Genomic DNA, 24,106 nt, shown 5'->3' with positions numbered 1-24,106 from the left:
CCGACCGGGCGTATGGTCACTCGCCGCCCTCGACCCGCAGCACGCTGGCGATCGAGCGGACCGCGTCCAGGCCGCGCAGGTCCTCGACAGTGGCGGCGAGGGCGGCGTCCGGCGCGGTGTGCGTCACGATCACCAGCACCGCGTCCGCGCCCCGACCGGCGGACTCGGTGCCGGCCGGTGCCTGGCGGACCGTGGCGATCGACACGTCGTGCCGGGCGAAGACACCGGCGACGGCGGCCAGCACACCCGGCTTGTCGGCCACGTCCAGGCTGACGTGGTACCGGGTGAGGGCCTCCCCCATCGGCCGGACCGCCAGGTCGGCGTAGGCGGACTCGCTGGGCGCGCGCACCCCGGCGAGCCGGTTGCGGCCGACCGCCACCACGTCGCCGAGGACGGCGCTCGCGGTGGCCGCGCCACCGGCGCCCCGGCCGTAGAACATCAGCGGCCCGGCCGCCTCCGCCTCGACGAAGACCGCGTTGTACGCGTCCCCGACGCTGGCCAGCGGGTGGCCGAGCGGGATCATCGCCGGGTGCACCCGGACGCTGACCGATTCCCGGCCGGTCGCGTCGGCACCCCGGGCGGCGATGCAGAGCAGCTTGATCGTGCAGCCCATCGCCTTGGCGCTGGCCACGTCGGCGGCGGTGACCTCGGTGATCCCCTCCCGGTACACGTCGGCCGCGCCGACCCGGGTGTGGAAGGCCAGCGAGGCGAGGATCGCCGCCTTCGCCGCCGCGTCGAAGCCCTCCACGTCGGCGGTCGGGTCGGCCTCGGCGTACCCGAGTTCGGTCGCCTCCTCCAGCGCCTCGGCGAAGCCGGCGCCGGTGGCGTCCATCGCGGAAAGGATGAAGTTGGTGGTGCCGTTGACGATGCCGGTGACCCGGTTGATCCGGTCGCCGTGCAGCGACTCGCGCAGCGGGCGCAGCAGCGGGATCGCCCCGGCCACGGCGGCCTCGTAGTAGAGGTCCGCGCCGCCGTCGGCCGCCGCGTCGTGCAGGGCCGCGCCGTCCTCGGCGAGCAGTGCCTTGTTGGCGGTCACCACGCTCTTGCCGGCCCGCAGGGCGTCGACCAGCCAGCTCCGGGCCGGCTCGATGCCGCCGACCACCTCGACGACCACGTCGACGTCGTCCCGTTTGATCAGGCCGAGCGCGTCGGTGGTGAAGAGCTCCGGGGCCACCGGCAGGTTGCCCCGGTCGCGGCCGAGCCGCCGTACGGCGATCCCGGCGATCTCCAGCGGCGCGCCGATCCGGGCCGCCAGGTCGGCCGACTGCTCGTGCAGCAGCCGGACCACCTCGCTGCCCACGGTGCCGCAGCCAAGTATCGCCAAACGCAGGGGTGAGGTCATCCGACATCCAATGCGAGCAGGTCCGCTTCCGTCTCCCGCCGGACGATCAGCCGGGCGCGCCCGTCCCGCACGGCCACGACCGGCGGCCGGGGCACGTGGTTGTAGTTGCTGGCCATGCTCCGGCAGTAGGCGCCCGTACCGGGCACCGCGACAAGATCTCCGGGCTGCACGTCGGCGGGCAGGAATTCATCCTTCACCACGATGTCCCCGGACTCACAGTGCTTTCCCACCACGCGGGCGAGCAGGGGCTCGACCGTCGATGCCCGGGAGGCCACCGTGGCCGAGTACGAGGCGTCGTAGAGGGCGGTCCGGATGTTGTCGCTCATCCCGCCGTCGACGCTGACGTACGTCCGGATGCCGTCCACATCCTTGACCGTGCCCACCTCGTAGAGGGTGAACACCGCCGGGCCGACGATCGCCCGGCCGGGCTCGATCGACAGGTGCGGCACGGCCAGCCGCTGGACCAGGCACTCCGCCTCGACGATCCGGCGCAGTCGCTTGGCCAGGTCCTGCGGGGTGGCCGGGTCGTCCTGGGTGGTGTACGCGATACCGAAGCCGCCGCCGAGGTCCAGCTCGGGCAGTTCGACGCCCCGGGCGTCGCGGATCTGCGCCTGGAGGTCGAGCACCCGTCGGGCGGAGACCTCGAAGCCGCTGGCGTCGAAGATCTGCGACCCGATGTGCGAGTGCAGGCCGCGCAGCTCCAGCACGTCCTCGTCGAGGACCCGGAAGGCCGCCGTGGCGGCGGCCCCGCCGGCCAGCGAGAAGCCGAACTTCTGGTCCTCGTGGGCGGTGGCGATGAACTCGTGGGTGTGCGCCTCCACGCCGACGGTGACCCGGACCAGCACCCGGGGCCGGACCCCCCGCTCCCGGGCCAGCGCGGTGAGCCGGTCGATCTCCTCGAACGAGTCGAGGATGATCCGGCCCACCCCGGCGTCCAACGCCCGGGCCAGCTCGGCCACGGACTTGTTGTTGCCGTGGAAGCCGATCCGCTCCGCCGGCATGCCGGCGGAGAGCGCGACCGCCAGCTCACCCCCGGTGCAGACGTCGAGGAACATGCCCTCCTCGGCGATCATCCGGACCACCGCGCGGCAGAGGAACGCCTTGCCCGCGTAGTAGACGTCCTCGGTGTCGAACGCGGACCGGAAGTCGCGGCAGCGCGAGCGGAGGTCGTCCTCGTCGAGCACGTACACCGGGGTGCCGAACTCGGCCGCCACCGTCCGGACGTCCAGGCCGGCGACGACCAGCGCGCCGTCCGCGCCGCGCGCCACGTTCCGCGGCCAGAGCTGCGGCACCAGGGCGTTGACGTCGGCCGGGGTACGCAGCCACGCCGGCCCCCGGCTGCCGATGTCACCGTGCAGCGCACCGGCCTCGTGTGCCCGCATTATTGGTCTCCGCTTCGCGACTGCGGGGCTCGCAAGCTCGCTCCTCGCGCTCGCACTACTTGATCCCCGCTTCGCGGCGAGTGGGCTCGCATCGGGTGTTACATCCTCTCCGGGGCGGTAACGCCGAGCAGGTGCAGCCCGTTGGCGATCACCGTGCGGGTGGCGTCGTTGAGCCAGAGCCGGGCCCGGTGCAGGTCGGTGACCTCCTCGTCGCCGCGCGGCAGGATCCGGCAGTTGTCGTAGAACCGGTGGTACGCCCCGGAGAGGTCGTCCTCCAGGTAGCGGGCCACCCGGTGCGGCTCGCGCAGCTCGGCGGCGGCGGCCACCACGGCGGGGAACTCGGCGAGCGCCTTGAGCAGCTCGTTCTCCTTCTCGTGGTCGAGCAGCTCCGGCCGGAACGCCTCGGCGTCGCCCCGGTCGAAGCCGACCTCGGCGGCGTTGCGCCCGACGCTGGCCGTCCGGGCCGCGACGTACTGCACGTAGTAGACCGGGTTGTCCCGGCTGGCCCGGGTCCACAGCTCGACGTCGATGTCGATCGGGGAGTCGGAGGAGTAGCGGGCCAGGGCGTACCGGGCCGCGTCCACGCCGATCGCGTCGACCAGGTCCTCCAGGGTGACCACGGTACCCGCCCGCTTGCTCATCCGGACCGGCACGCCGTCGCGGACCAGGTTGACGAGCTGCCCGATGAGGATCTCCAGGTTGCGGGCCGGGTCGTCGCCGAAGCAGGCGGCCATCGCCTTCATCCGGCCGATGTAGCCGTGGTGGTCGGCGCCAAGCATGATCACCACGCGCTCGAAGCCGCGCTCGCGCTTGTCGAGGTAGTACGCGCAGTCGGCGGCGAAGTACGTCCACTCGCCGTTGGACTTGCGCAGGACCCGGTCCTTGTCGTCACCGAAATCGGTGGTCCGCAGCCAGACGGCGCCCTCGGTGTCGTAGATGTGGCCCTGCTCACGCAGCCGGGCCAGGGCGGCGTCCAGTTCGCTCCGGTCGTGCAGCGACTTCTCGTTGAAGTAGGTGTCGAACTCCACCCCGAAGTCGCGCAGCGACGACTTGATCTCGGCGAACATCAGCTCGACGCCCTCGACCCGGAAGACCTCCTGGGCCGCCGCGTCGGCCAGGCCGAGCGTGTCCGGCCGGCGGGTGAGCACCTCGGCGGCGATCTCGGCGATGTACGCCCCGCCGTAGCCGTCCTCCGGGGCCGGCTCGCCCTTGGCGGCGGCGAGCAACGACCGGGCGAAGCGGTCGATCTGGGAGCCGGCGTCGTTGAAGTAGTACTCGGTGCCGACGTCGGCCCCGGTGGCGCGCAGCAGCCGGGACAGCGCGTCGCCGACCGCCGCCCACCGGACCCCGCCGATGTGCACCGGGCCGGTCGGGTTGGCCGAGACGAACTCCAGGTTGATCCGCTCGCCGGCGAGCCGGTCGCTACGGCCGTACGCCGGACCGGCCTGGACGATCGACCGGGCGAGCACCCCGGCGGCGGCGGCGTCGAGCCGGATGTTGAGGAAGCCCGGGCCGGCGATCTCCACCGACTTGATCCCCGGGGCGCGGCCGAGTTGCTCGGCGAGGGCGGCGGCGAGCTCCCGTGGCGGCTGCCCGACCTTCTTGGCGAGTTGCAGCGCCAGGGTCGAGGCGTAGTCGCCGTGCTCCGGGTTACGGGGTCGTTCCACCGTCGCTCGCTCCGGCAGCGCGGAGCGGTCGAGCCCACGGTCGGCGAAGACGGCGTGGGCAGCGGATAGGACGACCTCGGCGAGTTCTGCGGGAGTCACCGATCCATGTTATCGGGGGTAGACTCGGTCACTCGTGGGCGACCCTGCACGTCATCGGCCCGCCACACTCCCCTGACCGACCGACCTGACGAGGCACCATGAGCATCAGCACCCCGGGCGGCGACCAGCGCCGTCCGTCCGTGGTCAGCACCGGCAAGAAGCCGGCCGCCGGCAGGCCCGCGTCCGGCGGGAAGGCGTCCACCGGCAAGACCGCCGCCGCTCGCCCCGGAGGCAAGGGCCCCCGGAAGCCGATCGCCCCGGTGAAGGTCAGCCAGGGTCGCTCCTGGGGCCCGATCGCACTCTTCGCCGCGGTCGGTGTGCTGGCCGCCGCGATCCTCGGCTACGGCGGTTGGGCCGCCTTCCAGGGCTCCAAGCCGTGGGACGAGCGGGCTGCCGCCATCTCGGGCATCAGCAACTTCCGGGAGAGCGACCCGGAGCTGGTCAAGGGGGGCAACCACCAGACCGGCACGGTCCAGTACACGGTCCTCCCGCCGGTCGCGGGCGCACACAACGCCGCCTGGCAGAACTGCCAGGGTGACGTCTACGACGCCCCGATCGCCAACGAGCACGCGGTGCACAGCCTGGAGCACGGCGCGGTCTGGATCACCTACCGCCCCGACCTCCCGGCCGACCAGGTCGAGAAGCTCGCCGAGCGGGTGCGCGGCCAGGAGAAGACCCTGCTCAGCCCGTACGAGGGGCTCGACAAGCCGATCTCGCTGCAGGCGTGGGGTTACCAGCTCAAGGTCGACAACGCCGACGACGGCCGGATCGACGAGTTCGTCAAGACGCTGCGGATCAACGCCTCGATCGAGGGCCCGAACGCCAACTGTGGTCAGGGCGTCACCGCGACCGGCACCACCCCGCGCGAGCTCGGCACCCAGGGCTGAGTCGATGACCACGGCCATCACGAGGGAGAACACGAACCCGGCCGCCGGTGACGGCGGCCGGGGGACGGCCCCGGCACGACGCTGGGGCACCGTCGCGCTCGCCGTCGCCGTCGTGCTCGGGCTCCTCCTCGGGTACACGGCCGGACTGCTCACCCCCGGACTCACCAAGCCGGGCGACACCTCGGCGGAGGCCGGGTTCGCCCGGGACATGACCACCCACCACGCGCAGGCCGTGGAGATGGGGCTGATCGCGTTCGACCAGGGCACCGACTCCGAGGTACGCCAGATCGGCGGCGACATCGCCACCGCCCAGCAGGGCGAGATCGGTGCGATGCAGAGCTGGCTGCGCTCCTGGGATCTGGACCCGACCGGCTCCGGCAAGCGGATGGCCTGGATCCCGGACGGCACCGAGATGGTGCGCGACGGGCTGATGCCCGGCATGGCCACCCCCGAGCAGATGGCCCAGCTCCGCGCCGCCCAGGGCCGGGAGTTCGACATCCTCTTCCTGGACCTGATGATCAAGCACCACATCGGTGGGGTGCACATGATCGACGCGGTACTGAAGGCCACCGACGACCCCGAGGTGCGCCGGACCGCCCAGACCATGAAGAACACCCAGCAGAAGGACCTGACCAACCTGGAGAACGCGCTGAAGCGGCTGCGCGGCTGAGCCGCTCACCGACTGCACTCCGACGATCGCCGTCCCGACAGCGGGGCGGCGATCGTCGTTCCGGGAGGAGGCGTCCGAAGGCCCGGAAGGGGCCGCACCCGGGCCGCTAACGGTGGTGGCAGCCGCTCCCCACCCCCACCCCACCCCCACCCCACCCCCACCCCCACCCCCCGTCGATCATGGAGTTGTGGCTCCTGATTAGTGACGAATGTGAGGTTTGAGTGGTGCCACAAATCCATGATCGACAGGGCTACGACGGGGTCTTAGCGGGTCCGGAGTAGGGCTGCCAGGGCGTGGACGAGCAGGAGCAGGCCGGCGCCGGTCCCACCGTGCACACCTTCGCCACCTTTGACCGATTCGACGGGTTCAAGCTTTTTCTACCCACATATCGTGACCAGTAGTGATTCGGGGTCGTTGCGCAGGACGTGGGGGTTGCACTCAGAGACGCACGGCGCTCGGTCACCAGTTGGTGCCGGCGACACACCATTGGCGGTGACGGAACGGTGGCAGCCGTCCGTCGCGGACAGCGGTCGGGCGAGCCGGGATTGCTCAGCCGCGAACAGGAACTCGACCTGATCGACGCCCTGCGGGGCGTCCACCCCGACGAGTTCGACCTGGACGAGGAGCTGTGGACGCGGCAGAGCCTCACCAGCCTCATCCAGCGCCGCTACGACCGGACCATGGACACCGGGACGGTCGGGGCGTACCTGCGGGCCTGGGGGCTGGGCCCCCGGGAGCCGCGGGAGCGGGCCTGCGGGCTCTGCGTCGGCGCGGTGGAGCACTGGGTCCGGACCGAGTACCCGGCGATCACCCGGGCCGCCCAGGAGCACCTCGCGGAGGTCTACTGGCTCGGCCGGGTCCGGCTGCGCGGCACCATGCCGGCGGCGGACGTGGTCTCCGCGGTCTCGTCCCGGGGCCGGGTCCGCTTCATGATCACCACACCGTCGGTGGATCCGCCGCTCCCCCGGGACTTCGTGCTCCGGCTCAGCGGCGCGGAGGAGCGGACGGTGCACGTGATCGTGGACGGCTCCTGGCCACGGAACGAGTGGCCCCGGCGCCTACCTCGACGCATCGCGATGCACCCGCTGCCGAGCTGCGGACGCGCCGGGGCCTCCCGGCCCGGGCGACTCGGACCGGCGGCGTGACCGTCCCCGCCGCCAACGACCGACGGCCAGAGTCCCGTTGGACGGCGGCAACCACCTCCCCCGGTCGCTGCCGCCCGACGGGCCTGCCGCCGCCCGACGGGCGGTAGGCCCGTCGGGCGGGTCGAGGCACCGCGTCTGCCCAGCTACGGCGCGGTGCCGCAGGCTCGGCGGACGGATCGCCCGATACCGATTCGGCGCTTCCGGGAGGCGTTTGCTACGCTTTCCCGGTCGCTGAGCCCCCGTAGCTCAGGGGATAGAGCACCGCCCTCCGGAGGCGGGGGCGCAGGTTCGAATCCTGCCGGGGGCACCACCGATAAGCAGTACGAAAAGGCCGCTGACCAGGGCAAACCAGGTCAGCGGCCTTACTCGTGTGTCCGGCTGCGTCCGGCCGTTGGCGGCCCTCTGTGCCGACTACGTGCCGAACTCCGGGCGGCCTCAGCCGTGGCCGAGCGTGCGCTCCACCCGCTGGCCCAAGAGGCAGCACATCACCGACTTGGCCTGACCGTCGGGACACCCGGCAACTAGCCGGCGCTGGGGCAGGGGCGCCGTCAGGGGCACAGGCGACGCGGTGCCTGGCGGGACGCACGCGGAAGAGGAACTGGGAGCTCGCCGCCAGCGTTACCGCGCTGATCCGGGTTCCGCCCCCGGTATGTTTGGTGGCATCTTCGGGGACATCACTCGACAAGCCAATCCCCGACGAAATGCACCTCCTCCACGATCTTCCCCTTCTCGGTCTTCCGGTAACTGCGGTATTCCTTCTGCGGGTCGACGTCCGACCACTTTATCGATGCGATCAGGTCGTTCTTGTGGTGCTCCAGTCGATCTGTGCTCAGGTAACCCTCGTCGGGCTGCCAGTCCCTGGGCAGATCGTCGCTCTCCCGGTAGAAGTACATGTGGAAGAACCTGTTCTTGCCTTCCACCACCTTGACCTCTGCCTCAATCGGGTGGTCCCTGCCGTACCTCTCGGCCGCCTCTTTCAGTTCGGCCAGACCTTCGGGTGGGTTGAGAATCATGTAGTGCCTCCTCACCGTCACCCCTCCCTCATCCGGTTTACCGAAGACTTCCTCCGTGTTGTCGATCTCAAAAATCTCCACCTCCCCACCCGATTTCTCGCCCACCGCACATCCGGCCAGGCTCAACGGAATGAAGAGCGCACCAATGATCAGAGCCAGAATCTTCACATCAACCACCCGGTCTGCACGGATCGACGGCAGCGTTCCTCGTCGTCGTCGTCGCCGGCGGCGACAAAGAGCGCGGTCAGGATGGCGGGCGCGTGGACCATGAGCGCCTCCCGGGGCAGCACTCCGGTAATCGCCAGCATGGTCAGACCGTGGCCGGCGGCCCACATCTGCGTGGCGACGTCCTCCGGGTCCGCGCCCTTCGCGAAGCGGCCCTGCTCGCGGGCCCGGGCGGCGGCGGAGACGAGCACGCCGAAGGCCCCCGCCGCGGCCTGCGGGTCGTCGAGGTCGGCCACCGTGTCGTACATCGCCCGGTACAGGGCCGGGTTGGCGAGCGCGTTGTCGACGTAGGCGGCACCGAGCGCCGCCAGATCGTGCACCGGGTCGGACGTGGGCCGCACCTGATCCAGCCGAGCCGCCAATCGGGTGAACCCCTCCTGACGTACCGCGCGCCACAGCCCGGGCATGCCTCCGAAGTGCGTGTACACGGCCATCGTCGAGGCGCCCGTCCCCTCGACGAGCGCGCGCAGCGTGACCGGATCGCGGCGGGCGAGCAGCTCCGCCGCCCGCTCCACGAGGAGCAGACGGACAGCCGCTGAGGCGGTTCTCGGCACGCGCCAGATGATACATAGCACCGCTATGGCCTCCGATCCATAGCAGCGCTATGCTTCGGTCCACCGCACGGCCCAGCCGAGGCCGCGTGCCGGCGAAGGAGGACGCATGCCCGTACAACTGTTGAACCCCGACGGCCTGCCCAAGCCCGACATGTACCGACAGGTGGCGGTCGCGTCCGGCGCGCGCATGGTCTTCCTCGCCGGGCAGGTGGCCCGCGACGCCGAGGGCCGACCGGTCGGCGCCGGAGACCTCGCCGCCCAGGTCGAGCAGGCGTACCTCAACGTCGCCACGGCCCTGGCCGCGGTGGGCGCCAGCTTCGACGACGTGGTCAAGCTGACCGTGTACGTCGTGGAGTGGGACGGCGGGAAGCTGCCTGCACTCGGCGCGGGCGTCCAGCGTGCCGCCGCACAGCTCGGCGTCGACCTGATCAAGCCGATCACCCTGCTCGGCGTCGCCAGCCTCGGAGAGCCCGACCTCCTCGTCGAGGTCGAGGCGATCGCCGTCGCGGACTAACCCGTCCCGTCAGCAGTCTCCGCTGCGGCGGCCCGGCGGGCCCGGGCACGCCGCTTCCCCTCGTGCATGGCCTGGACCCGGGCCACCGGGATGGTGTGGCCCTCGGCCACCAGGTCCGCCGGGAGCCGCTGCGGCGCGGGCATCCCCGCCGACCACGGATCACGCCCGGCGACCAGCCCCGGCACGGTTCGGATGGTGAAGTCGCCCGGACTGACGTCGGCCAGGTCAGCCCAGTCGACCGGGAACGAGACCGGCACACCGGGACGCAGTCGCGGGCTGTACGCGGCGACCACGGTCGCGCCGCCGGCCCGGGTCGAGTCGACGAAGACGCGGCCACCCCGGTCCTCCCGGATGAAGGCGGTGGTGGCCAGCGCCGGGTCGATCCGGGCCGCGCGGACGGCGAGGGCCCGGGTGGCGGCGGCGATGTCCGCCGGGTCGGTCCCCGACTCCAGCGGGACGAAGACGTGCAGACCCTTCGCCCCACTGGTCTTGACCGCACCGGCGAGACCCGCGTCGGCGAGTGCCTGCCGGACCAGCCCGGCGGCGGCCACGACCAGCCGGAAGGCGTCCCCCTCCGGCGGGTCGAGGTCGAGCACCAGGTGGGTGGGGCGGTGCGGGTCGTCGGCGGTGGCCAGGGTCGGGTGGTACTCCACCGCGCGCTGGTTGGCGAACCAGAGCAGGGTGCGGCGGTCGTCGCAGAGGGCGTACGACACCTCGCGGTGGGACGCCTCCGCCCAGATCGTCACCCGGCGTACCCAGTCCGGGGTGTACCTGGGCACGTTCTTCTGCATGAAGGGGGCCTGGCCCCGGAGCACCCGGATCACCGAGAGCGGTCGGTTCCGCAGCTCCGGAAGGAGCCGGTCCCGGACGGCGTCGAGGTAGTCGACCAGATGCCGCTTGCTGAGGTCGGAGCCGGCGACGAGCGGCTGGTCCAGGTTGGTCAGGGGGACGCCGTCCCGCACCTCGTCCGCAGCCGCCATCAGCCCACCCTCCCGGCCACCCGGCCGGAGCGCAACCGGAACACGGCGTTTTCGCCGGCCCTCAGGCATGCGACGGCGGCCGAGTGGAGTGAGCCCCCGGATTCGAGCGGAACGTGGCGAAGGCCACGATCTTCGTCTGACCGATCGGTCAGCTCCTGACCGATCGGTCAGGAATGCTCGATGGTGGGAGGTGGCCAGGTTGGCACGGTCGGTACCGGAGACCCGGGACGGGATTCTCGCCGCAGCCGCGAGGCGGTTCGCGGTGACCGGTTACAAGGGCACGTCGTTGCAGGACATCGCCCGGGAGGTCGGCTGCTCCAAGGCAGCCGTGCTCTACCACTTCGCCAACAAGGAAGCCATCCTCACCGAACTGATGGCCCCCGCCATCGCCATGCTGCTGGCCCTCGACGAACGGTTGGCCGGGTCGACCGGGCCGGCCGCGCAACGCGACGCCGTCGAGGGCTTCGTCGAGCTGGCGCTGCGCTTCCGCCGGGAGATCGCGCTGCTGCACGGCGAGTTCCCGGAACTGCTCCAGCACCCCGCCTTCGCGCACGTCCAGCGCAGCTCCGACCGGCTCCGGGACGCCCTGGCCGGCGGATCCGGCCGGGCCGAGGCCCAGGTGGGCGCGCTGATCGTGCTCGCCGGGGTGGCCGCCGCCTGCGCGGAGTTCCCCGACCTGCCCGACGACGAACTGCGCGCCGCGCTACTGGCCGTCGCCCGCCGGGCCCTCGCGCCCCTCGACTGATCCCCCACGGCGTCCGTTTTGCATCCACGACCCCGAGGACAGGACTAGAAAACCATCATGGCGACCTTGTTGTACCGGCTCGGCCGGGGCGCGCTGCGCCAGCGGCGACTCGTCGTCGCGCTCTGGCTCGTCGCGCTCATCGGACTCGGTGGGGCTGCGGCGCTGTTCCGCGGCCCCACCTCGAGCGACTTCACCATGCGCGGCACCGAGTCGCAGAAGGCCCTCGACCTGCTGGCGAAGGAGTTCCCGGCGGCCAGCGGCGCCACCGGCACCATCGCGGTCAGGGCACCCGCCGACGGGCAGCTCGGCACCCCGCAGGGGCAGTCCGTGGTACGGGAGCTGGTGCAGGAGGCCAGCCGCCTGCCCGGCGTGGTCGGCGCGGTCGACCCGTTCCAGGCCGGCGCGGTCTCGCCGAACGCCCGGTACGCCCTGATCCAGGTGCAGTTCTCCGCCGGCGCGGACGAGATCACCGACGAGCAGCGCGAGGCGTACGAGGAGGTCGGCGCGCGGGCCGAGAGCCAGGGTTACCAGGTCGCCCCCGGCGGCGAGGTGCTCAACACCGAGCCGGAGGTCGGTTCCACCGAGGCGCTCGGCGTGGTGGTCGCCCTGCTCGTGCTGGTGGTGACCTTCGGCTCGCTGGTCGCGGCGGGGATGACCATGCTCAACGCGCTGATCGGCGTCGGCGCGGGCATGGCCGGGCTCTACGCGCTCAGCAGCGTGGTCGGCCTGACCAGCACGGCCCCCATCCTCGCGCTGATGCTGGGCCTCGCGGTCGGCATCGACTACTCCCTCTTCATCACCTCCCGGCACCGGCAGAACCTGCTCTCCGGGCTCTCCCCCGAGGAGGCCGTGGGGCGGGCGGTGGGGACCGCCGGCTCGGCCGTCGTCTTCGCCGGGGCGACCGTGGTCATCGCGCTCGCCGGGCTCGCCGTGGTCAACATCCCGTTCCTCACGGTCATGGGTCTCGCCGCAGCCGGCACGGTCACCGTGGCGGTGCTGGTCGCGATCACCCTTCAACCGGCGCTGCTCGGCTTCGCCGGTCGCCGGGCGCTGCCCCGCAGCCTCCGGAACGCCGTCCCCGCCGACACGGCCGCGCCGGGCGGGACCTCCACGCTCACCGGGACTTCCGCGCCGGCCGCCGGTGGCCCGACCGCCGGGCGCGCTTCCGCCGCCGAGGACCGTTCCGGGTTCGGATTCCGCTGGGCCGGGTGGGTCACCCGGCTGCGCATCCCGGTCATCCTGGTCGGCCTGCTCGGGCTGGGGCTGCTCGCCGTCCCGGCCACCGACATGCGGCTGGCCCTGCCGGACGCCGGCACCGCTCCGCTCGGCTCCCCGGCCCGGACCTCCAACGACCTGATCACCGAGGGCTTCGGGCCGGGCTTCACCGGCCGGCTCGTGGTGGTGGTCTCCGGTGACTCCGCCGAGCGGACCTCAGCCGCCCTGCCCCGGGTCACCCAGGAGGTGCAGGGCACCGGGGGCGTACTCGCGGTCGCCCCGCCGCAGCTCAGCCCGGACGGCCGGACCGCGCTGCTGGCGGTCGTGCCGAAGACCGGCCCGACCGACGAGGCGACCGAGAGGATGGTCCACGACATCCGTGGCGCGGTCCGCGGGACCGACGGGGTGGACGTACTGCTGACCGGCGTCACCGCGATCGGCATCGACGTGTCGGAAAAGCTGTCCGCCGCGCTCCCGGTCTACCTGCTGCTCGTCGTCGGTCTCTCCGTCCTGCTGCTGATGCTGGTGTTCCGGTCGATCCTGGTGCCGGTCAAGGCGGCCCTGGGCTTCCTGCTGACCGTCGCGGCGACCTTCGGCATCACCGTGGCCGTCTTCCAGCAGGGCACGCTGGCCGACCTGGTCGGTCTGGACACCCCCGGTCCGCTGATCAGCTTCCTGCCGATCCTGCTCATCGGCATCCTGTTCGGGCTGGCCATGGACTACGAGGTCTTCCTGGTCTCCCGGATGCGGGAGGACTTCGTACACGGGGACACCGCCGCGCAGGCCACCATCAGCGGGATGGGTCACGGGGCCCGGGTGGTCACCGCCGCCGCCCTGATCATGATCTCGGTCTTCGGTGGGTTCGTCTTCCTCGACGACCCGGTGATCAAGTCGATGGGTTTCGCGCTGGCCGTCGGCGTCGCCATCGACGCCTTCGTGGTACGGATGACCATCGTCCCGGCGGTGATGTCGCTCCTCGGCGACAAGGCGTGGTGGCTGCCCCGCTGGCTGCAACGGGTCCTGCCGAACGTCGACATCGAGGGCGAGGGCCTGCGCGCCCACCTCGACGAGAAGGCCGCAGCCGGCACCCGCTGATCTCCCCCACCCCGGCACCGGTCCGCACCAGACTGCGCGCTGGGGTGGGTTGGTTGGTAGCAGGGGTCCCCTGCACCGCAAAAAGCGGTAGCAGGGGACCCCTGCAAACACCCCAGCCGCATGCGGCCTACATGCCAGCCGGGTAGGTCTCCAGTTCCCCCGGGGCGGTCAGGGCGGGCAGCGGATGCAGCGCGGTGGTCTCGTCACACCAGACGAACGCGTCGTACCGCTCACCGAGCCGGGTCGGCACGTAGTTGGACTGTGCCTCCAGCGTCGGGTCGTAGACCACCCCGATCGCCCGGTGGTCCACGGTGCCGGTGACCCAGCCCGGCTGGTCCGCACCGCCGAAGACCAGCACCGCCCGCTCCGGCAGCAACTCGTGCAGCCGGTGTTCGAGGGAGCCGGGGCGGGCCGGTGGCGCGGTCATCGCCTCCGCCGCCGACCCCCAGCGTGGTGCGGCCACCACGCCGCCCCGGTAGCTGCCGAACCCGACCAGTACCACCGCGTCGTCACCGTGCCGCTCCCGGGCGACCTGCCCGAGGTTGACCAGGCCGGCGTCGGCCATGTCGGTCGCCCGGGCGTCGCCGACGTGGGTGTTGTGCGCCCAGACCACGGCCCGGGAGCCGGTGCCGTACCGCTCCAACAGCCGGTCCAGGGTGTCCGCCATGTGGACGTCCCGGACGTTCCAGGACTCTCCCCCGCCGGACACCATGGCCCGGTAGTACCGCTCCGCGCCGGCCACCACCTCCGCGTTCTGCCAGGCCGCGAAGCGGTCCGGTCCGTCGAGGGAGGCCTGTTCCCGGGTACGCGACAGCAGGCGGATCACCTCCTCCTCGCACCGCGCCGAGACGAACCGGCTGGCCAGCCCGTACTCCTCGGGTCGCTTGCCGTACGGCTCGAAGCAGCGGTACGCCTCCTGCGCGGCCTCCAGCGACGCCGGATCCTCCTCACCGAGGTAGTCGAAGATGGCCTGCATCGACTCCCAGAGGCTGTAGACGTCCAGCCCATGGAAGCCGGTGCGGCGGCCCTCCGACCGGTCCACGTTCCACGCGCGCAACCACCGGCAGAAGCGGGCCACCTCGGCGTTCGCCCACATCCAGGTCGGCCAGCGCTCGAAGCGTTCGAGGGCGGCCAGCGGGTCGGCGGCGCCGTGCCGGGCGGCGGTGACCGAGCGGTGCACCCGGTCGCAGTCCGGCCAGTCCCCCTCCACCGCCACGAAGGAGAACCCGCACTCGGCGACCAGCCGGCGGGTGAGCTGTTCCCGCAGCCGGTAGTAGTCGTAGGTGCCGTGTGTCGCCTCGCCCAGCATGACGATCCGGGCGTCGGCGACACGGGCCAGCAACGGGTCGAAGTCGCTCGGCGCGCCGAGCCGCTGGACCAGCATGCCCGCGGCTACCCGGGGCGGGTCCGGACAAACCAGGTGTGTCCCGACCGTCAGCGGGTAGCCGCCGTCCATGACGGGCAGCGGCGGGCAGTGGCTGGAGTACCTGGCCGGACTGGACTACCCGGTCTCCCGGGAGGACCTGGTGCGCCGGGCGCAGGAGTTCGGCGCGAGCACCGAACTCCTCCAGGCCCTCCGGGCGCTGCCGGTCGAGCAGTTCGCCTCCGCCGACGAGCTGGCCGACGCCCTGACCACCCTGGCCTGACCGACCGACCGGCCCGCCAGCCACCGGCCCGCCAGCCACCGGCCTGCCACCTGCCACCGACCCGCCACCTGCCAATGCCGGCGCGCCGGCTACCGGTCAGCCCCGTCGGGCGTGCAGCAGGCGGAACAGCACCAGCCACTGCTCGGGCCACACCTCGCCCACCGGAGTCGCCGGGTCGAGCCGGACCGCCCGCAGCGCGGCGTCCACCCGGGGCCGGGGATACGCCGTCCGCAGTGAGGCCGCGAGCGAGCCGCCGACCCCGCCGAAGCCCAGCTCCACCATGCCCCGGTACGCCGGCAGCGCCCGCGTCGGCAGCAGCGGCTCCGGTCGTCGTTCGACCCGCAGGATCCCGGCGTCGACCCGGGGCACCGGACGGAACGCTGTTCGGGGCACCCGACCGGCCAGCCGCCAGGTGAACTCGGGCCAGGTCGAGACGGTGAGCCGGGTCCACCGGCCGTAGTCGCCGCTGCGCTTACGGGCGTACTCGAGCTGGGTCAGCAGGGTCGCGGTTCGCAGTCGCGGGGCGGCGAGGCACCAGCGGACCACGGCGGCCGTCAACGACCAGGGAATGTTGCCGACCACGGCGAACGGCTCCCCCGGCGGGGCCGCCGCGAGGAAGTCCTCCGGCCGGTGGTCGACCCCGGGCAGGGCCGCGCAGACCGCGGCCAACTCGCCGGTGACGGCCGGATCGACCTCGTACGCGACCAGCCGGCGGCAGCGGGCGGCCAGTGGTCGGGTCAGTTGCCCCCGGCCGGCGCCCACCTCCAGCAGCAGGTCGTCCGGGTTCGGATCGGCGGCCCGGACGAACCGCGCGACGGCGGCCGGGTCGGTGAGAAAGTTCTGGGACAGTACGCGACGGGACCGGTCGCGTGCGGTGGTACGGATTCGGCGGGGCGCCACGGGTTCGTCCTGTCTGCCGCCGGGCGGCGGCGGGGCGGACAGGCAGCACGAGGCGGGGCCTGTCCGAGCGGATCGGGACTCGGACGACCCTGGGGACGGCGGGATACGCGGGCACCACACACCGGCGGCCCGCGAGGCGTGGGCCACGCGGGGACCGGTGGTTCAGGAACGCGTCAGCTCGGACGCGGAGCGGTCAGGCGCGGTGGGCGTACCGGCCGGCCAGGGCCGGACGCCGGACTCGCGGGCGGGCCGTCAACGACTGACCCCACGCGGCCGGCGTCACGGCCACGTCGATCAGGGCATGCGTGCACATGCCCGCACCGTAGCCCCCACCCCCGCACCCCCGCGCCCTGTTTTCCAGCGGTTGATCAAGAAGGCGGCGTCAGTGTCGAGCACCTGACGCAACCTTCTTGATCACCGGGGCGAAACGGGGTGGGGAGTGGTGCGGGAGTGTTCGGCGGCGGTGAGGACGGCGACCACGTCGCGGCCGAAGCGGACGTCGCAGCGGTGGTCCCGGGTGCCCGCGTCGATCTCCTCGAGAAGTTGGTCGACGGCGAGGCCGAAGGCGGTGACCGGGCTGCCGTCCCCGGTGGCACGGCCTCGGTGCCGTTCTCGCCGAAGAAGATGATGTCCCGGGCCCGCGCCTCCGGCGGCGCGTCCAGGGTCAGCGAGATGGAACTGGTCGCGCCACCCTCGTGGGTGAGCAGCAGGTGCACCAGGCCGCGCGGGCCGTCCACGGCGGTCACCCCGGTCACCCCGCCGAGCACCGGCAGGACCAGCGAGAGCGCGTGCGGGCCGACGTCCCAGAGCGCGCCGTGCTTCTGCCGCCAGGCCGAGTCCGCGTACGGGGTGCTCGGCTGGAAGATTGAGGAGAACATGGTGACCCGGGCGTGGTGCCAGCCGCCCGCCGCAGCGGTCGCCCCGAGGAAGCCCACCACGTTCGGGTGGAAGCGTTGGGTGAAGAAGACGACCGAGGCGACCCCGGACTGCTCGGCGGCAGCGACCACCCGGTCGGCGTCGGCCAGGTTCAGGGCCAACGGCTTGTCCAGCAGCAGGTGCCGGCCGGCGGTGGCGGCGCGGACCGCGATCTCCGCCTGCACGTCCGGGGGCAGGGCCACGGCGATCGCGTCCACCGCCTCGATCAGGGCGTCCGCCTCGCCGTACGTGGGCACGCCGTGCCGCTGCCCCAACGCGGCGGCCTTCTCCGGGTTGCGTCCCCAGACCCCGACCAGTTCGGCGCGCGGGTGCGCGGCCAGCGCCGCCGCGTGCGTCTCCGCCGCCCAGTAACCGGTGCCGAACAGTCCGAACCTCAGCAACCTGCACCCCCATCGTCGTCGACCCCGGCCCCTGCCCGGTCCGCGCTCCACGCTAGTGCGCCGGCGGAGCGGACGCAGCCGGCTGCATCAGCTCAGCCACCCCGGACGGGCCACTCCGGGGGTCACCGGGGAGCTGAGTACGCTGTCCCGATGACCAGTGCCGCCGCAGCCGGCTCACCGGTGGACGGGATCCTCGCGACCGTCACGATCGTGCTGTCGCTCGTACTCGCGGCGTGGAGCCTGGTGACGGCGGCGCGCAACCGACCCCCGGACCGTACCCATCTGCTGGGCCTGGTCGTGCTGGAGGTCGCGCTGCTGGCGCTGACCGTGGTCGCCCTGGTGGCGCTCGGCGGGGGCGAACGACCGGGCGAACCCGGCGCGTTCGCCGGCTACCTGGTGACGCTGGTCTTCCTGCCCCCGCTGGCGGCCGTGCTGGCGAAGATGGAGCCCACCCGGTGGGGCGCGGCGATCGTCGGCGTGGTCTGCCTGGTGCTGCCGGTGGTCGTTGTCCGGCTCCAGCAGACCTGGGCGGTCGCCGGTGGCTGAGACCCGGACGCCCGAGCGCGCCACCAGCCAGGGGCCGGGGCGGCTGTTGATCGCCGTCTACCTGCTCTTCGCGATCGCGGCGACCTCGCGGGCCGGGCTCCAGATCGTCACCAGGTTCAACGAGGCCCCGCTGGCCTACCTGCTCTCCGCGCTGGCCGCGGTGATCTACATCGTGGCCACCGTCGGGCTGGCCCGGGGCGGCCACACCGGTCGCCGGATCGCCCTGGCCTGCTGCACCGTCGAACTGGTCGGGGTGCTCGGCGTGGGCGTACTCAGCCTGGTCGACCCGGCGCTCTTCCCGGACGACACCGTCTGGTCCGGATTCGGCAGCGGTTACGGGTACATCCCACTGGTGCTGCCGGTGCTCGGCCTGGTCTGGCTCTACCACACCCGGCACGAGCGGGCCTGACCCCGCCGTGGTCCGGCGGACCACGCCACCGGACCACGAAACACGGACACACGGATCACCGGTCCGGGGTCGCGGGGAGCGTCCCGCGACCCGGACGACGGCTCAGTCGCGGGGACCGCCGGCGACGTAGACCACCTGGCCGGAGACGAAGCCGGCTCCCTCGCTGACCAGGAACGAGATGGTGTGGGCGATGTCGTCCGGCCGGCCGACCCGGCGGACGGGGATCTCGGCCGCGGAGTGCTTCTGGAGCGCGTCGAAGTCGACCTTCATGCGGGCGGCGGTCGCCGCGGTCATGTCGGTGACGATGAAGCCGGGGGCAACCGCGTTGACGGTCACCCCGAACGGGCCCAGTTCGATCGCGAGGGTCTTGGTGAAGCCCTGGAGCCCGGCCTTGGCCGCCGCGTAGTTCGCCTGCCCCCGGTTGCCCAGGGCGGAGGTGCTGGAGAGGTTGACGATCCGCCCCCACTTCTGCTCCACCATGTGCTTCTGAGCGGCCTGGCTGAACAGGAAGGCGCCGCGCAGGTGCACCCCCATGACCGTGTCCCAGTCGGTGTCGGTCATCTTGAACAGCAGGTTGTCCCGGAGCACCCCGGCGTTGTTGACCAGGACGGTCGGCGCGCCCAGTTCGGCGGCGACCCGCTCCACCGCCGCCTCCACCTGGCTCCGGTCGGAGACGTCCGCGCCGACGCCCAGCGCCGTGCCACCGGCCGCGCCGATCGCCGCCACCGTCTCCTTCGTCGCGGACTCCTCGATGTCCACCACGGCGACCGCCAGTCCGTCGGCGGCCAACCGGCGGGCGGTGGCCGCGCCGATTCCCCGCGCGCCTCCCGTGACGATCGCGACCCGCTGCGCCATACCTACCTCCCAGTAACAAAGCGACCCCCGCACCCTACCGCGCATGCCAGGGCGGCGCGGACCCCGCGCGGGAGGGCGCGCTGCGGCCGTCACCGCCGTCCCGCGGCGAATCCTCGCGGCCGTGGGAGGGTGCGCCCGCCTCAGGAGGACCAGGCGCGACGCAGCCGGATCCAGCGGTAGCCGTAGCCGGTGATCCGGAGTGCGTCGAGCTTGCCGACACCGCCGTAGTCCCGGTCGGTGAGCACGTCGTTCGGCAGGTCGGCCTCCGGCTGGAGCAGGCTGAGGTCCACCACCGCCTCCTGCGTGCCCAGGTTGTGCAGGAAGACCATCGTGCCGGTCGCTCCGTCGGCCCGGTGGGCGAGCACGCCGGGGGGCATCGGTACGTCGATGTGGGTGGTCGAGCCGGAGCCGATCTCGGGAGCCTCGCGCAGCGTACGGATCATGCGCTCGAACCAGGCCAGCAGGGAGTTACGGTCCGCGCGCTGCGCGGTGACGTTGACCTTCTCGTAGCTGAACTCACCCTTGTCGATCACCGGGCGGACCAGCTTCTCCGGGTCCGCCGTGGAGAAGCCGGCGTTCGGCTGGTACGACCACTGCATCGGGGTACGGATCGCCTGCCGCCCGGCCAGGGACAGGTCGTCCCCCATCCCGATCTCCTCGCCGTAGCGGAGCACCGGCGTGCCGCGCAGGGAGAACTGGAGGGCGTACGCCAGCTCGATCCGGCGACGCTCGTTGCCGAGCATCGGGGCGAGCCGGCGACGGATGCCCCGGTCGTAGATGCGCATGCTCTCGTCCGGGCCGAACTGCGTGTACACCTGCTCGCGCTGCTCGGCGGTGAGCCGGGACAGGTCGATCTCGTCGTGGTTGCGCAGGAAGGTGGCCCACTGTCCGCCCGATGGCAGGGCCGGGGTGTCCCGCAGCGCCTCGATCACCGGTTCCGGGTCCTGCCGGGCCAGGGCGAGCATCAGCCGCCCGTTGAGCATGAAGTCGAAGAGCATGTGCAGCCGGTTGGCCGAGCCGGCGGCGTCGCCGAAGAACTGCGGCAGTTGGTCCGGCTCCACGTTGGCCTCGGCGAGCAGGACCGCGTCGCCCCGACGCCACTGCACGTGCTGGCGCAGTTCGGTGAGGAACTCGAGGTCCTTGGGCGCGTTGGCGTTGCCCGGCTCGGTCAGCTCGATGATGAACGGGACGGCGTCCATCCGGAACCCGGAGACCCCGAGCTGGAGCCAGAACGACATGATCTTCTTGACCTCGTTCCGGACCTCCGGGTTGGCCATGTTCAGGTCCGGTTGGTACCCGTAGAACCGGTGGTAGAACCAGGCCTTCGCGGTCCGGTCGTAGGTCCAGGTCTCGTGCTGTTCGCCCGGGAAGACCATGCCCTGGAAGCGGTCCGCCGGCTCGTGCTCGGACCAGACGTACCAGTTCCGGTACGGCGAGTCCGGTGAGGAGCGGGCCGACTGGAACCAGGGGTGTTCGTTCGAGGTGTGGTTCACCACCAGGTCGATGATCACCCGGATGCCCCGGTTCTGGGCCTGGTGCAGCAATTCGGCGAAGTCGCCCAGGGTGCCGAAGCGCGGGTCCACGTTGTAGAAGTCGGTGACGTCGTACCCGTCGTCGCGGTTGGGCGACGGGTGGATCGGATGCAGCCAGAGGCACGTCACGCCCAGCCGGGCCAGGTAGTCGAGCCGGCCGATGAGGCCCCGGATGTCGCCGACCCCGTCACCGTCGGAGTCCGCGTACGTGTCGATGTCGAGGCAGTAGACGACGGCCTCGGAGTACCACCTGTCACCCATGCCGTCGTACCTTCTCCTGTCGATCGCCTCGACAAACCCGAGTACGCCTCGCCCGGCGGACAGCGGCGCGGTCCAGCCCGGACGGCCGGACGGATAACCTGCCGGTATGGAGCATGAGCAGGCGCCGCAGCCGGTCGACTGGACGGCGGGAAGCTGGCTGGGCCAGCCGGTACGCGTCGAAGCCACCCCGGCCGGTGAACTCCTCGTCGAACCCGCTGCCGGCAGCGACCTCTGGCGGCACACCAGCTACGGCTTCGTGCACGACGACGCCCCGGCCCTGCTCGCCCCGTTCGCCGTCGGCAGCGCGGTCGAGGTGAGCTTCCGGCTCGACTACACCGAGCAGTTCGACCAGGCCGGTGTGCTGGTCCGGGTGGACGAGGAGCACTGGGTCAAGGCCGGGGTCGAGGTCTCCGACGGCCAGCCGCAGGTCGGCGCGGTGGTCACCCGGGGCGTCTCGGACTGGTCGGTCGCGCCGGTGCCGGAGTGGGCCGGCCGGGAGGTGACGGTGCGGGTCAGCCGGGCCGGCGACGCGCTGACCGTACGGGCCCGGGTGGCCGGGCAGCCCTGGCGGCTGGTCCGGCTCGCGCCGCTGGCCCCGGAGGCGGTCGCCACCGCCGGGCCGTACTGCTGCGCGCCGACCCGGGGTGGCCTCACCGTACGCTTCACCGGCTGGCGGCACGGCCCGCCCGACGCCGCCCTGCACGAGTGACCCGGGGGTCGTCGAGGACGGCCGCCCCACCGCGCCGGGCCCCGGTTGATGGCGAGGTTTGCGGACCGATGCGGTCGCGGGTCGGTGGCGGGGCTCACGGACAGGTGTGGTCGCGGCCGAATCGGGTACGACCGTCGGATCGAGGGTCCCCGGTGGCGGAAGGACACGCATGGCACTCGCCGACAACGTCGACCCGGCTCAACTCGGCGGGCTGACCGGCTGGGTGGCCGGCGTCATCGAGGCGATGGGGACGCCCGGGGTGGCGCTGCTGGTCGCTCTGGAGAGCATCGTCCCACCGATCCCCAGCGAGATCGTCCTGGCGATGGCCGGTTACCTGGCCGGCGAGGGACGCTTCAACCTGGTGGTGGTCTGGCTGGCCGCCACCGTCGGTTCCCTGGTCGGCGCGCTCGTCCTCTACTGGATCGGCGCGGGGCTCGGCGAGGAGCGGCTCAAGCGCTGGCTGGACAAGCTTCCCCTGGTGGACCGGGACGACCTGGAACGCGCCGACCGCTGGTTCGAGCGGCACGGCCGCTGGGCGGTGCTGTTCGGCCGGATGGCGCCGGTGGTGCGCAGCCTGGTGTCGATCCCGGCCGGAACGAACCGGATGCCGCTGGTGGAGTTCAGCCTGCTGACCACGCTGGGCAGCGGGGCCTGGAATGCGATCTTCGTCGGGCTCGGGTACGCCCTCGGGTCGCGCTGGGAGCAGATCGACCGGTACAGCTCCTGGTTCGACTACGGCATCCTGGCCCTCTTCGCCCTCATGATCGCCCACTGGGCGGTGAAGAAGGCGCGCCGACGCCGAGCCCGGCGCGACCGGCAGTCGATGACCGCCGGCCGCTGAGCACGGCCGGGCACGGGTGACCATCAGCCGTTGACCACCGACCGGGCGTGGGTGACCGCCGGCCGCTGAGCACGGCCCGGACGCCGACGGCGGCTTCGACGTCCGGGCCGGTCGGGTCAGGGCAGCGTCGCCAGGTGCGGCTTCACCGTACGGGCGAAGCCGTTGCCGTTGCTGATGTCCCAGTTGATCGACCAGGTCATCGCCCCCCGCAGCGCGGGGTAGGTGCGCGGCGGCCGGAAGCTGCCGCAGTTGGTGCCCTTGGCGAGGCAGTCCAGCGCGGCGTTGACCACGCTGGGCGGGACGATTCCGCCACCGGCCGCGCCCGGACCGGCGGGCAGCCCGAGCGCCACCTGGTCGGGGCGGAGCCCGGCCTCCAGTTGGATGCAGGCCAGCGCGACGATGAAGTTCACCGTGCCCTGCGGGTACGCCGCGTTGTTGTCGCAGCCGAGCATCGCCCCGGAGTTGTAGTACTGGGTGTGCACGACGGTGAGGATGTCCCGAATGTCCAGGGCGAGCTTGAAGTAGCTGCCCGCCGGGGACTGCATGTCGATGGTCTGCGGCGCCATCGTGATGATCAGGTTCGCCCCGACCTTCGCCCGCAGCGAACGCAGCGCCTGGCCCATGTAGGTCGGGTTCAGGCCGTTCTCCAGGTCGATGTCGACCCCGTCGAAGCCGTACCGCTGGATGAGCGCGTGTGTGCTGTCGGCGAAGGCGGTCGCGCTGGCCGCGTCGTTGACCGCCACCCGGCCGGTCTCCCCGCCGACCGAGATGATCACCTTCTTGCCCCGGGAGCGGAGGGTCTGCACGTCGGCTCGGAAGTCGGCGTCGGTGTAGCCACCGAGGGACGCCGACAGCCCGGGGTCGACGGCGAAGGTGACCGCGCCCGGGGTGCTGGTCGCCTCGGCGAAGGCGACCGCGATCACGTCGTACTCGCCCGGCACGTCGCGCAGCCGCAGCTCGACCGCCGGGTTGTCGAAGTTGTGCCAGTACCCGGTGAGCGCGTGCCTCGGCAGGCCGGAGGTGGGCGGCGGGGTCGTCGGGGGTGGGGTGGTCGGGGGCGGAGTCGTCGGCGGCGGTGTGGTGGTGGGCGGCGGGGTGGTCGGTGGAGTGCCGCCGCCGCAGGCCGCGCCGTTGAGGGTGCAGTTACGCGGCGTGCCGGAGCCGGTGGCGATGAAACCGAACGACACCGACGCGCCCGGGGCGATGGTGCCGTTCCAGGAGCGGTTGGTGAAGGTGTACCGCTGCCCCGAGGAGGTGAGCAGGGCGTCCCAGTAGGTGCCGACGCTGGTTCCGGTCGGCAGGTCGAAAATCAGGCTCCAGCCGTTGACGGTGCTGCCGCCACCGTTGGTGATGGTGTACTTCCCCTCCCAACCGGTGCCCCAGTCGGCGGTCTTGGTGAAGGTCGCGGTGGCACCGGCGGCGAACGCGGGCAGCGCCGCCCAGGCCGCGCCGAGCGTCGCCACCAGGGCGGCGACCAGCGAGATGACAAGAGTTCGGGAACGCTTCATTCGGCCCTCCAGGCCCGGACAGGCATCCATGGACGTCGACAGGTGCGGTA

General features: G+C 72.2%; 22 protein-coding genes, 1 tRNA gene and 1 pseudogene. 12 read left to right on the top strand and 12 right to left on the bottom strand.

Annotated elements, in window-relative coordinates; genetic code table 11:
- Positions 1 to 16: 16 nt before the first annotated feature.
- The 3 genes from GA0074692_RS30940 to argS all read right to left on the bottom strand — a co-directional run bounded on the left by GA0074692_RS30940 (position 17) and on the right by argS (position 4,490).
- On the bottom strand, positions 17 to 1,330 hold the full coding sequence (locus tag GA0074692_RS30940) for a homoserine dehydrogenase (protein ID WP_176738755.1): 1,314 nt from the start codon (positions 1,328 to 1,330) through the stop codon (positions 17 to 19).
- Between the two features lie 8 nt (positions 1,331 to 1,338).
- Entirely contained in the window at positions 1,339 to 2,724 is a 1,386-nt protein-coding gene (lysA, locus tag GA0074692_RS30935; protein WP_091651136.1) for a diaminopimelate decarboxylase, read from the bottom strand.
- A 98-nt stretch (positions 2,725 to 2,822) separates the two neighbouring features.
- Complete coding sequence (argS, locus tag GA0074692_RS30930) at positions 2,823 to 4,490, bottom strand: arginine--tRNA ligase (protein WP_091651133.1); 1,668 nt, start codon at positions 4,488 to 4,490, stop codon at positions 2,823 to 2,825.
- Positions 4,491 to 4,588: 98 nt separating this feature from the next.
- On the opposite strand from argS, the gene GA0074692_RS30925 reads away from it, so the two are divergent.
- The 4 genes from GA0074692_RS30925 (at position 4,589) to GA0074692_RS30910 (ending at position 7,502) form a co-directional block, all read left to right on the top strand.
- Entirely contained in the window at positions 4,589 to 5,377 is a 789-nt protein-coding gene (locus tag GA0074692_RS30925; RefSeq protein WP_091651129.1) for a thioredoxin-like domain-containing protein, read from the top strand.
- A 4-nt stretch (positions 5,378 to 5,381) separates the two neighbouring features.
- Complete coding sequence (locus tag GA0074692_RS30920) at positions 5,382 to 6,047, top strand: DUF305 domain-containing protein (protein ID WP_091651126.1); 666 nt, start codon at positions 5,382 to 5,384, stop codon at positions 6,045 to 6,047.
- Between the two features lie 425 nt (positions 6,048 to 6,472).
- Positions 6,473 to 7,192 (top strand): winged helix-turn-helix domain-containing protein, encoded by a 720-nt coding sequence (locus GA0074692_RS30915; protein WP_091651123.1) that lies wholly within the window; start codon positions 6,473 to 6,475, stop codon positions 7,190 to 7,192.
- Positions 7,193 to 7,427: 235 nt separating this feature from the next.
- Positions 7,428 to 7,502 (top strand) — tRNA-Arg (locus GA0074692_RS30910).
- Between the two features lie 364 nt (positions 7,503 to 7,866).
- On the opposite strand, the gene GA0074692_RS30905 is transcribed toward GA0074692_RS30910, so the two are convergent.
- Positions 7,867 to 8,382, bottom strand: a complete 516-nt coding sequence (locus tag GA0074692_RS30905; protein ID WP_141725451.1) for a hypothetical protein — start codon at positions 8,380 to 8,382, stop codon at positions 7,867 to 7,869.
- Complete coding sequence (locus tag GA0074692_RS30900) at positions 8,370 to 8,984, bottom strand: TetR/AcrR family transcriptional regulator (RefSeq protein ID WP_091651115.1); 615 nt, start codon at positions 8,982 to 8,984, stop codon at positions 8,370 to 8,372. Before GA0074692_RS30900 ends, GA0074692_RS30905 begins: the two co-directional genes overlap by 13 nt.
- A gap of 106 nt (positions 8,985 to 9,090) precedes the next feature.
- Between GA0074692_RS30900 and GA0074692_RS30895 the strand changes: the two genes are divergently transcribed.
- Complete coding sequence (locus GA0074692_RS30895) at positions 9,091 to 9,498, top strand: RidA family protein (RefSeq protein WP_091651111.1); 408 nt, start codon at positions 9,091 to 9,093, stop codon at positions 9,496 to 9,498.
- Here GA0074692_RS30895 and GA0074692_RS30890 read toward each other — a convergent pair.
- The gene (locus GA0074692_RS30890; RefSeq protein WP_091651109.1) at positions 9,495 to 10,478 is read right to left on the bottom strand and encodes a DNA polymerase domain-containing protein; all 984 of its coding nucleotides are present in this window, start codon (positions 10,476 to 10,478) and stop codon (positions 9,495 to 9,497) included. The two genes, GA0074692_RS30895 and GA0074692_RS30890, sit on opposite strands and share 4 nt — an antisense overlap.
- 199 nt (positions 10,479 to 10,677) lie before the next feature.
- On the opposite strand from GA0074692_RS30890, the gene GA0074692_RS30885 reads away from it, so the two are divergent.
- Both GA0074692_RS30885 and GA0074692_RS30880 read left to right on the top strand, forming a co-directional pair.
- Entirely contained in the window at positions 10,678 to 11,223 is a 546-nt protein-coding gene (locus GA0074692_RS30885; protein ID WP_176738631.1) for a TetR/AcrR family transcriptional regulator, read from the top strand.
- Between the two features lie 57 nt (positions 11,224 to 11,280).
- Positions 11,281 to 13,533: an MMPL family transporter gene (locus tag GA0074692_RS30880; protein ID WP_091651102.1), complete on the top strand. Its 2,253-nt coding sequence runs from the start codon at positions 11,281 to 11,283 to the stop codon at positions 13,531 to 13,533.
- A gap of 127 nt (positions 13,534 to 13,660) precedes the next feature.
- Here the strand turns inward: GA0074692_RS30880 and GA0074692_RS30875 are convergent, their stop codons facing one another.
- Positions 13,661 to 14,917, bottom strand: a complete 1,257-nt coding sequence (locus GA0074692_RS30875; RefSeq protein ID WP_091654365.1) for an erythromycin esterase family protein — start codon at positions 14,915 to 14,917, stop codon at positions 13,661 to 13,663.
- A gap of 70 nt (positions 14,918 to 14,987) precedes the next feature.
- On the opposite strand from GA0074692_RS30875, the gene GA0074692_RS30870 reads away from it, so the two are divergent.
- On the top strand, positions 14,988 to 15,179 hold the full coding sequence (locus tag GA0074692_RS30870) for a DUF2795 domain-containing protein (RefSeq protein ID WP_091651099.1): 192 nt from the start codon (positions 14,988 to 14,990) through the stop codon (positions 15,177 to 15,179).
- A gap of 96 nt (positions 15,180 to 15,275) precedes the next feature.
- On the opposite strand, the gene erm is transcribed toward GA0074692_RS30870, so the two are convergent.
- Positions 15,276 to 16,079 (bottom strand): ErmE/ErmH/ErmO/ErmR family 23S rRNA (adenine(2058)-N(6))-methyltransferase, encoded by an 804-nt coding sequence (gene erm / locus GA0074692_RS30865; protein ID WP_091651094.1) that lies wholly within the window; start codon positions 16,077 to 16,079, stop codon positions 15,276 to 15,278.
- A 414-nt stretch (positions 16,080 to 16,493) separates the two neighbouring features.
- Positions 16,494 to 17,395, bottom strand: a pseudogene (locus GA0074692_RS30860) (Gfo/Idh/MocA family protein).
- A gap of 150 nt (positions 17,396 to 17,545) precedes the next feature.
- On the opposite strand from GA0074692_RS30860, the gene GA0074692_RS30855 reads away from it, so the two are divergent.
- Both GA0074692_RS30855 and GA0074692_RS30850 read left to right on the top strand, forming a co-directional pair.
- Positions 17,546 to 17,941 (top strand): hypothetical protein, encoded by a 396-nt coding sequence (locus tag GA0074692_RS30855; protein WP_091651091.1) that lies wholly within the window; start codon positions 17,546 to 17,548, stop codon positions 17,939 to 17,941.
- Positions 17,934 to 18,350 carry a hypothetical protein gene (locus GA0074692_RS30850; RefSeq protein ID WP_091651086.1) on the top strand — a complete coding sequence of 139 codons (417 nt, stop codon included), beginning with the start codon at positions 17,934 to 17,936 and terminating at the stop codon, positions 18,348 to 18,350. Before GA0074692_RS30855 ends, GA0074692_RS30850 begins: the two co-directional genes overlap by 8 nt.
- Positions 18,351 to 18,452: 102 nt before the next feature.
- Here GA0074692_RS30850 and fabG read toward each other — a convergent pair whose 3' ends face one another.
- Together fabG and GA0074692_RS30840 are read right to left on the bottom strand one after the other, a co-directional pair.
- On the bottom strand, positions 18,453 to 19,205 hold the full coding sequence (gene fabG / locus GA0074692_RS30845) for a 3-oxoacyl-ACP reductase FabG (RefSeq protein WP_091651083.1): 753 nt from the start codon (positions 19,203 to 19,205) through the stop codon (positions 18,453 to 18,455).
- Between the two features lie 140 nt (positions 19,206 to 19,345).
- A complete protein-coding gene (locus GA0074692_RS30840; RefSeq protein ID WP_091651080.1) occupies positions 19,346 to 20,998 on the bottom strand; it encodes an alpha-amylase family protein in 1,653 nt (550 codons plus the stop codon).
- Positions 20,999 to 21,104: 106 nt separating this feature from the next.
- Between GA0074692_RS30840 and GA0074692_RS30835 the strand changes: the two genes are divergently transcribed.
- Together GA0074692_RS30835 and GA0074692_RS30830 are read left to right on the top strand one after the other, a co-directional pair.
- Positions 21,105 to 21,707, top strand: a complete 603-nt coding sequence (locus tag GA0074692_RS30835) for a DUF1349 domain-containing protein (RefSeq protein ID WP_091651077.1) — start codon at positions 21,105 to 21,107, stop codon at positions 21,705 to 21,707.
- A 169-nt stretch (positions 21,708 to 21,876) separates the two neighbouring features.
- Complete coding sequence (locus tag GA0074692_RS30830) at positions 21,877 to 22,548, top strand: DedA family protein (protein WP_091651075.1); 672 nt, start codon at positions 21,877 to 21,879, stop codon at positions 22,546 to 22,548.
- 116 nt (positions 22,549 to 22,664) lie between these two features.
- On the opposite strand, the gene GA0074692_RS30825 is transcribed toward GA0074692_RS30830, so the two are convergent.
- On the bottom strand, positions 22,665 to 24,056 hold the full coding sequence (locus GA0074692_RS30825; protein WP_091651073.1) for a chitinase: 1,392 nt from the start codon (positions 24,054 to 24,056) through the stop codon (positions 22,665 to 22,667).
- Positions 24,057 to 24,106 lie beyond the last annotated feature (50 nt).

It is taken from the genome of Micromonospora pallida (assembly GCF_900090325.1).
Classification (GTDB): Bacteria; Actinomycetota; Actinomycetes; order Mycobacteriales; family Micromonosporaceae; genus Micromonospora; species Micromonospora pallida.
The sequence above is the reverse complement of the archived record's forward strand: the minus strand, read 5'-3'. Positions and strand labels throughout refer to the sequence as shown.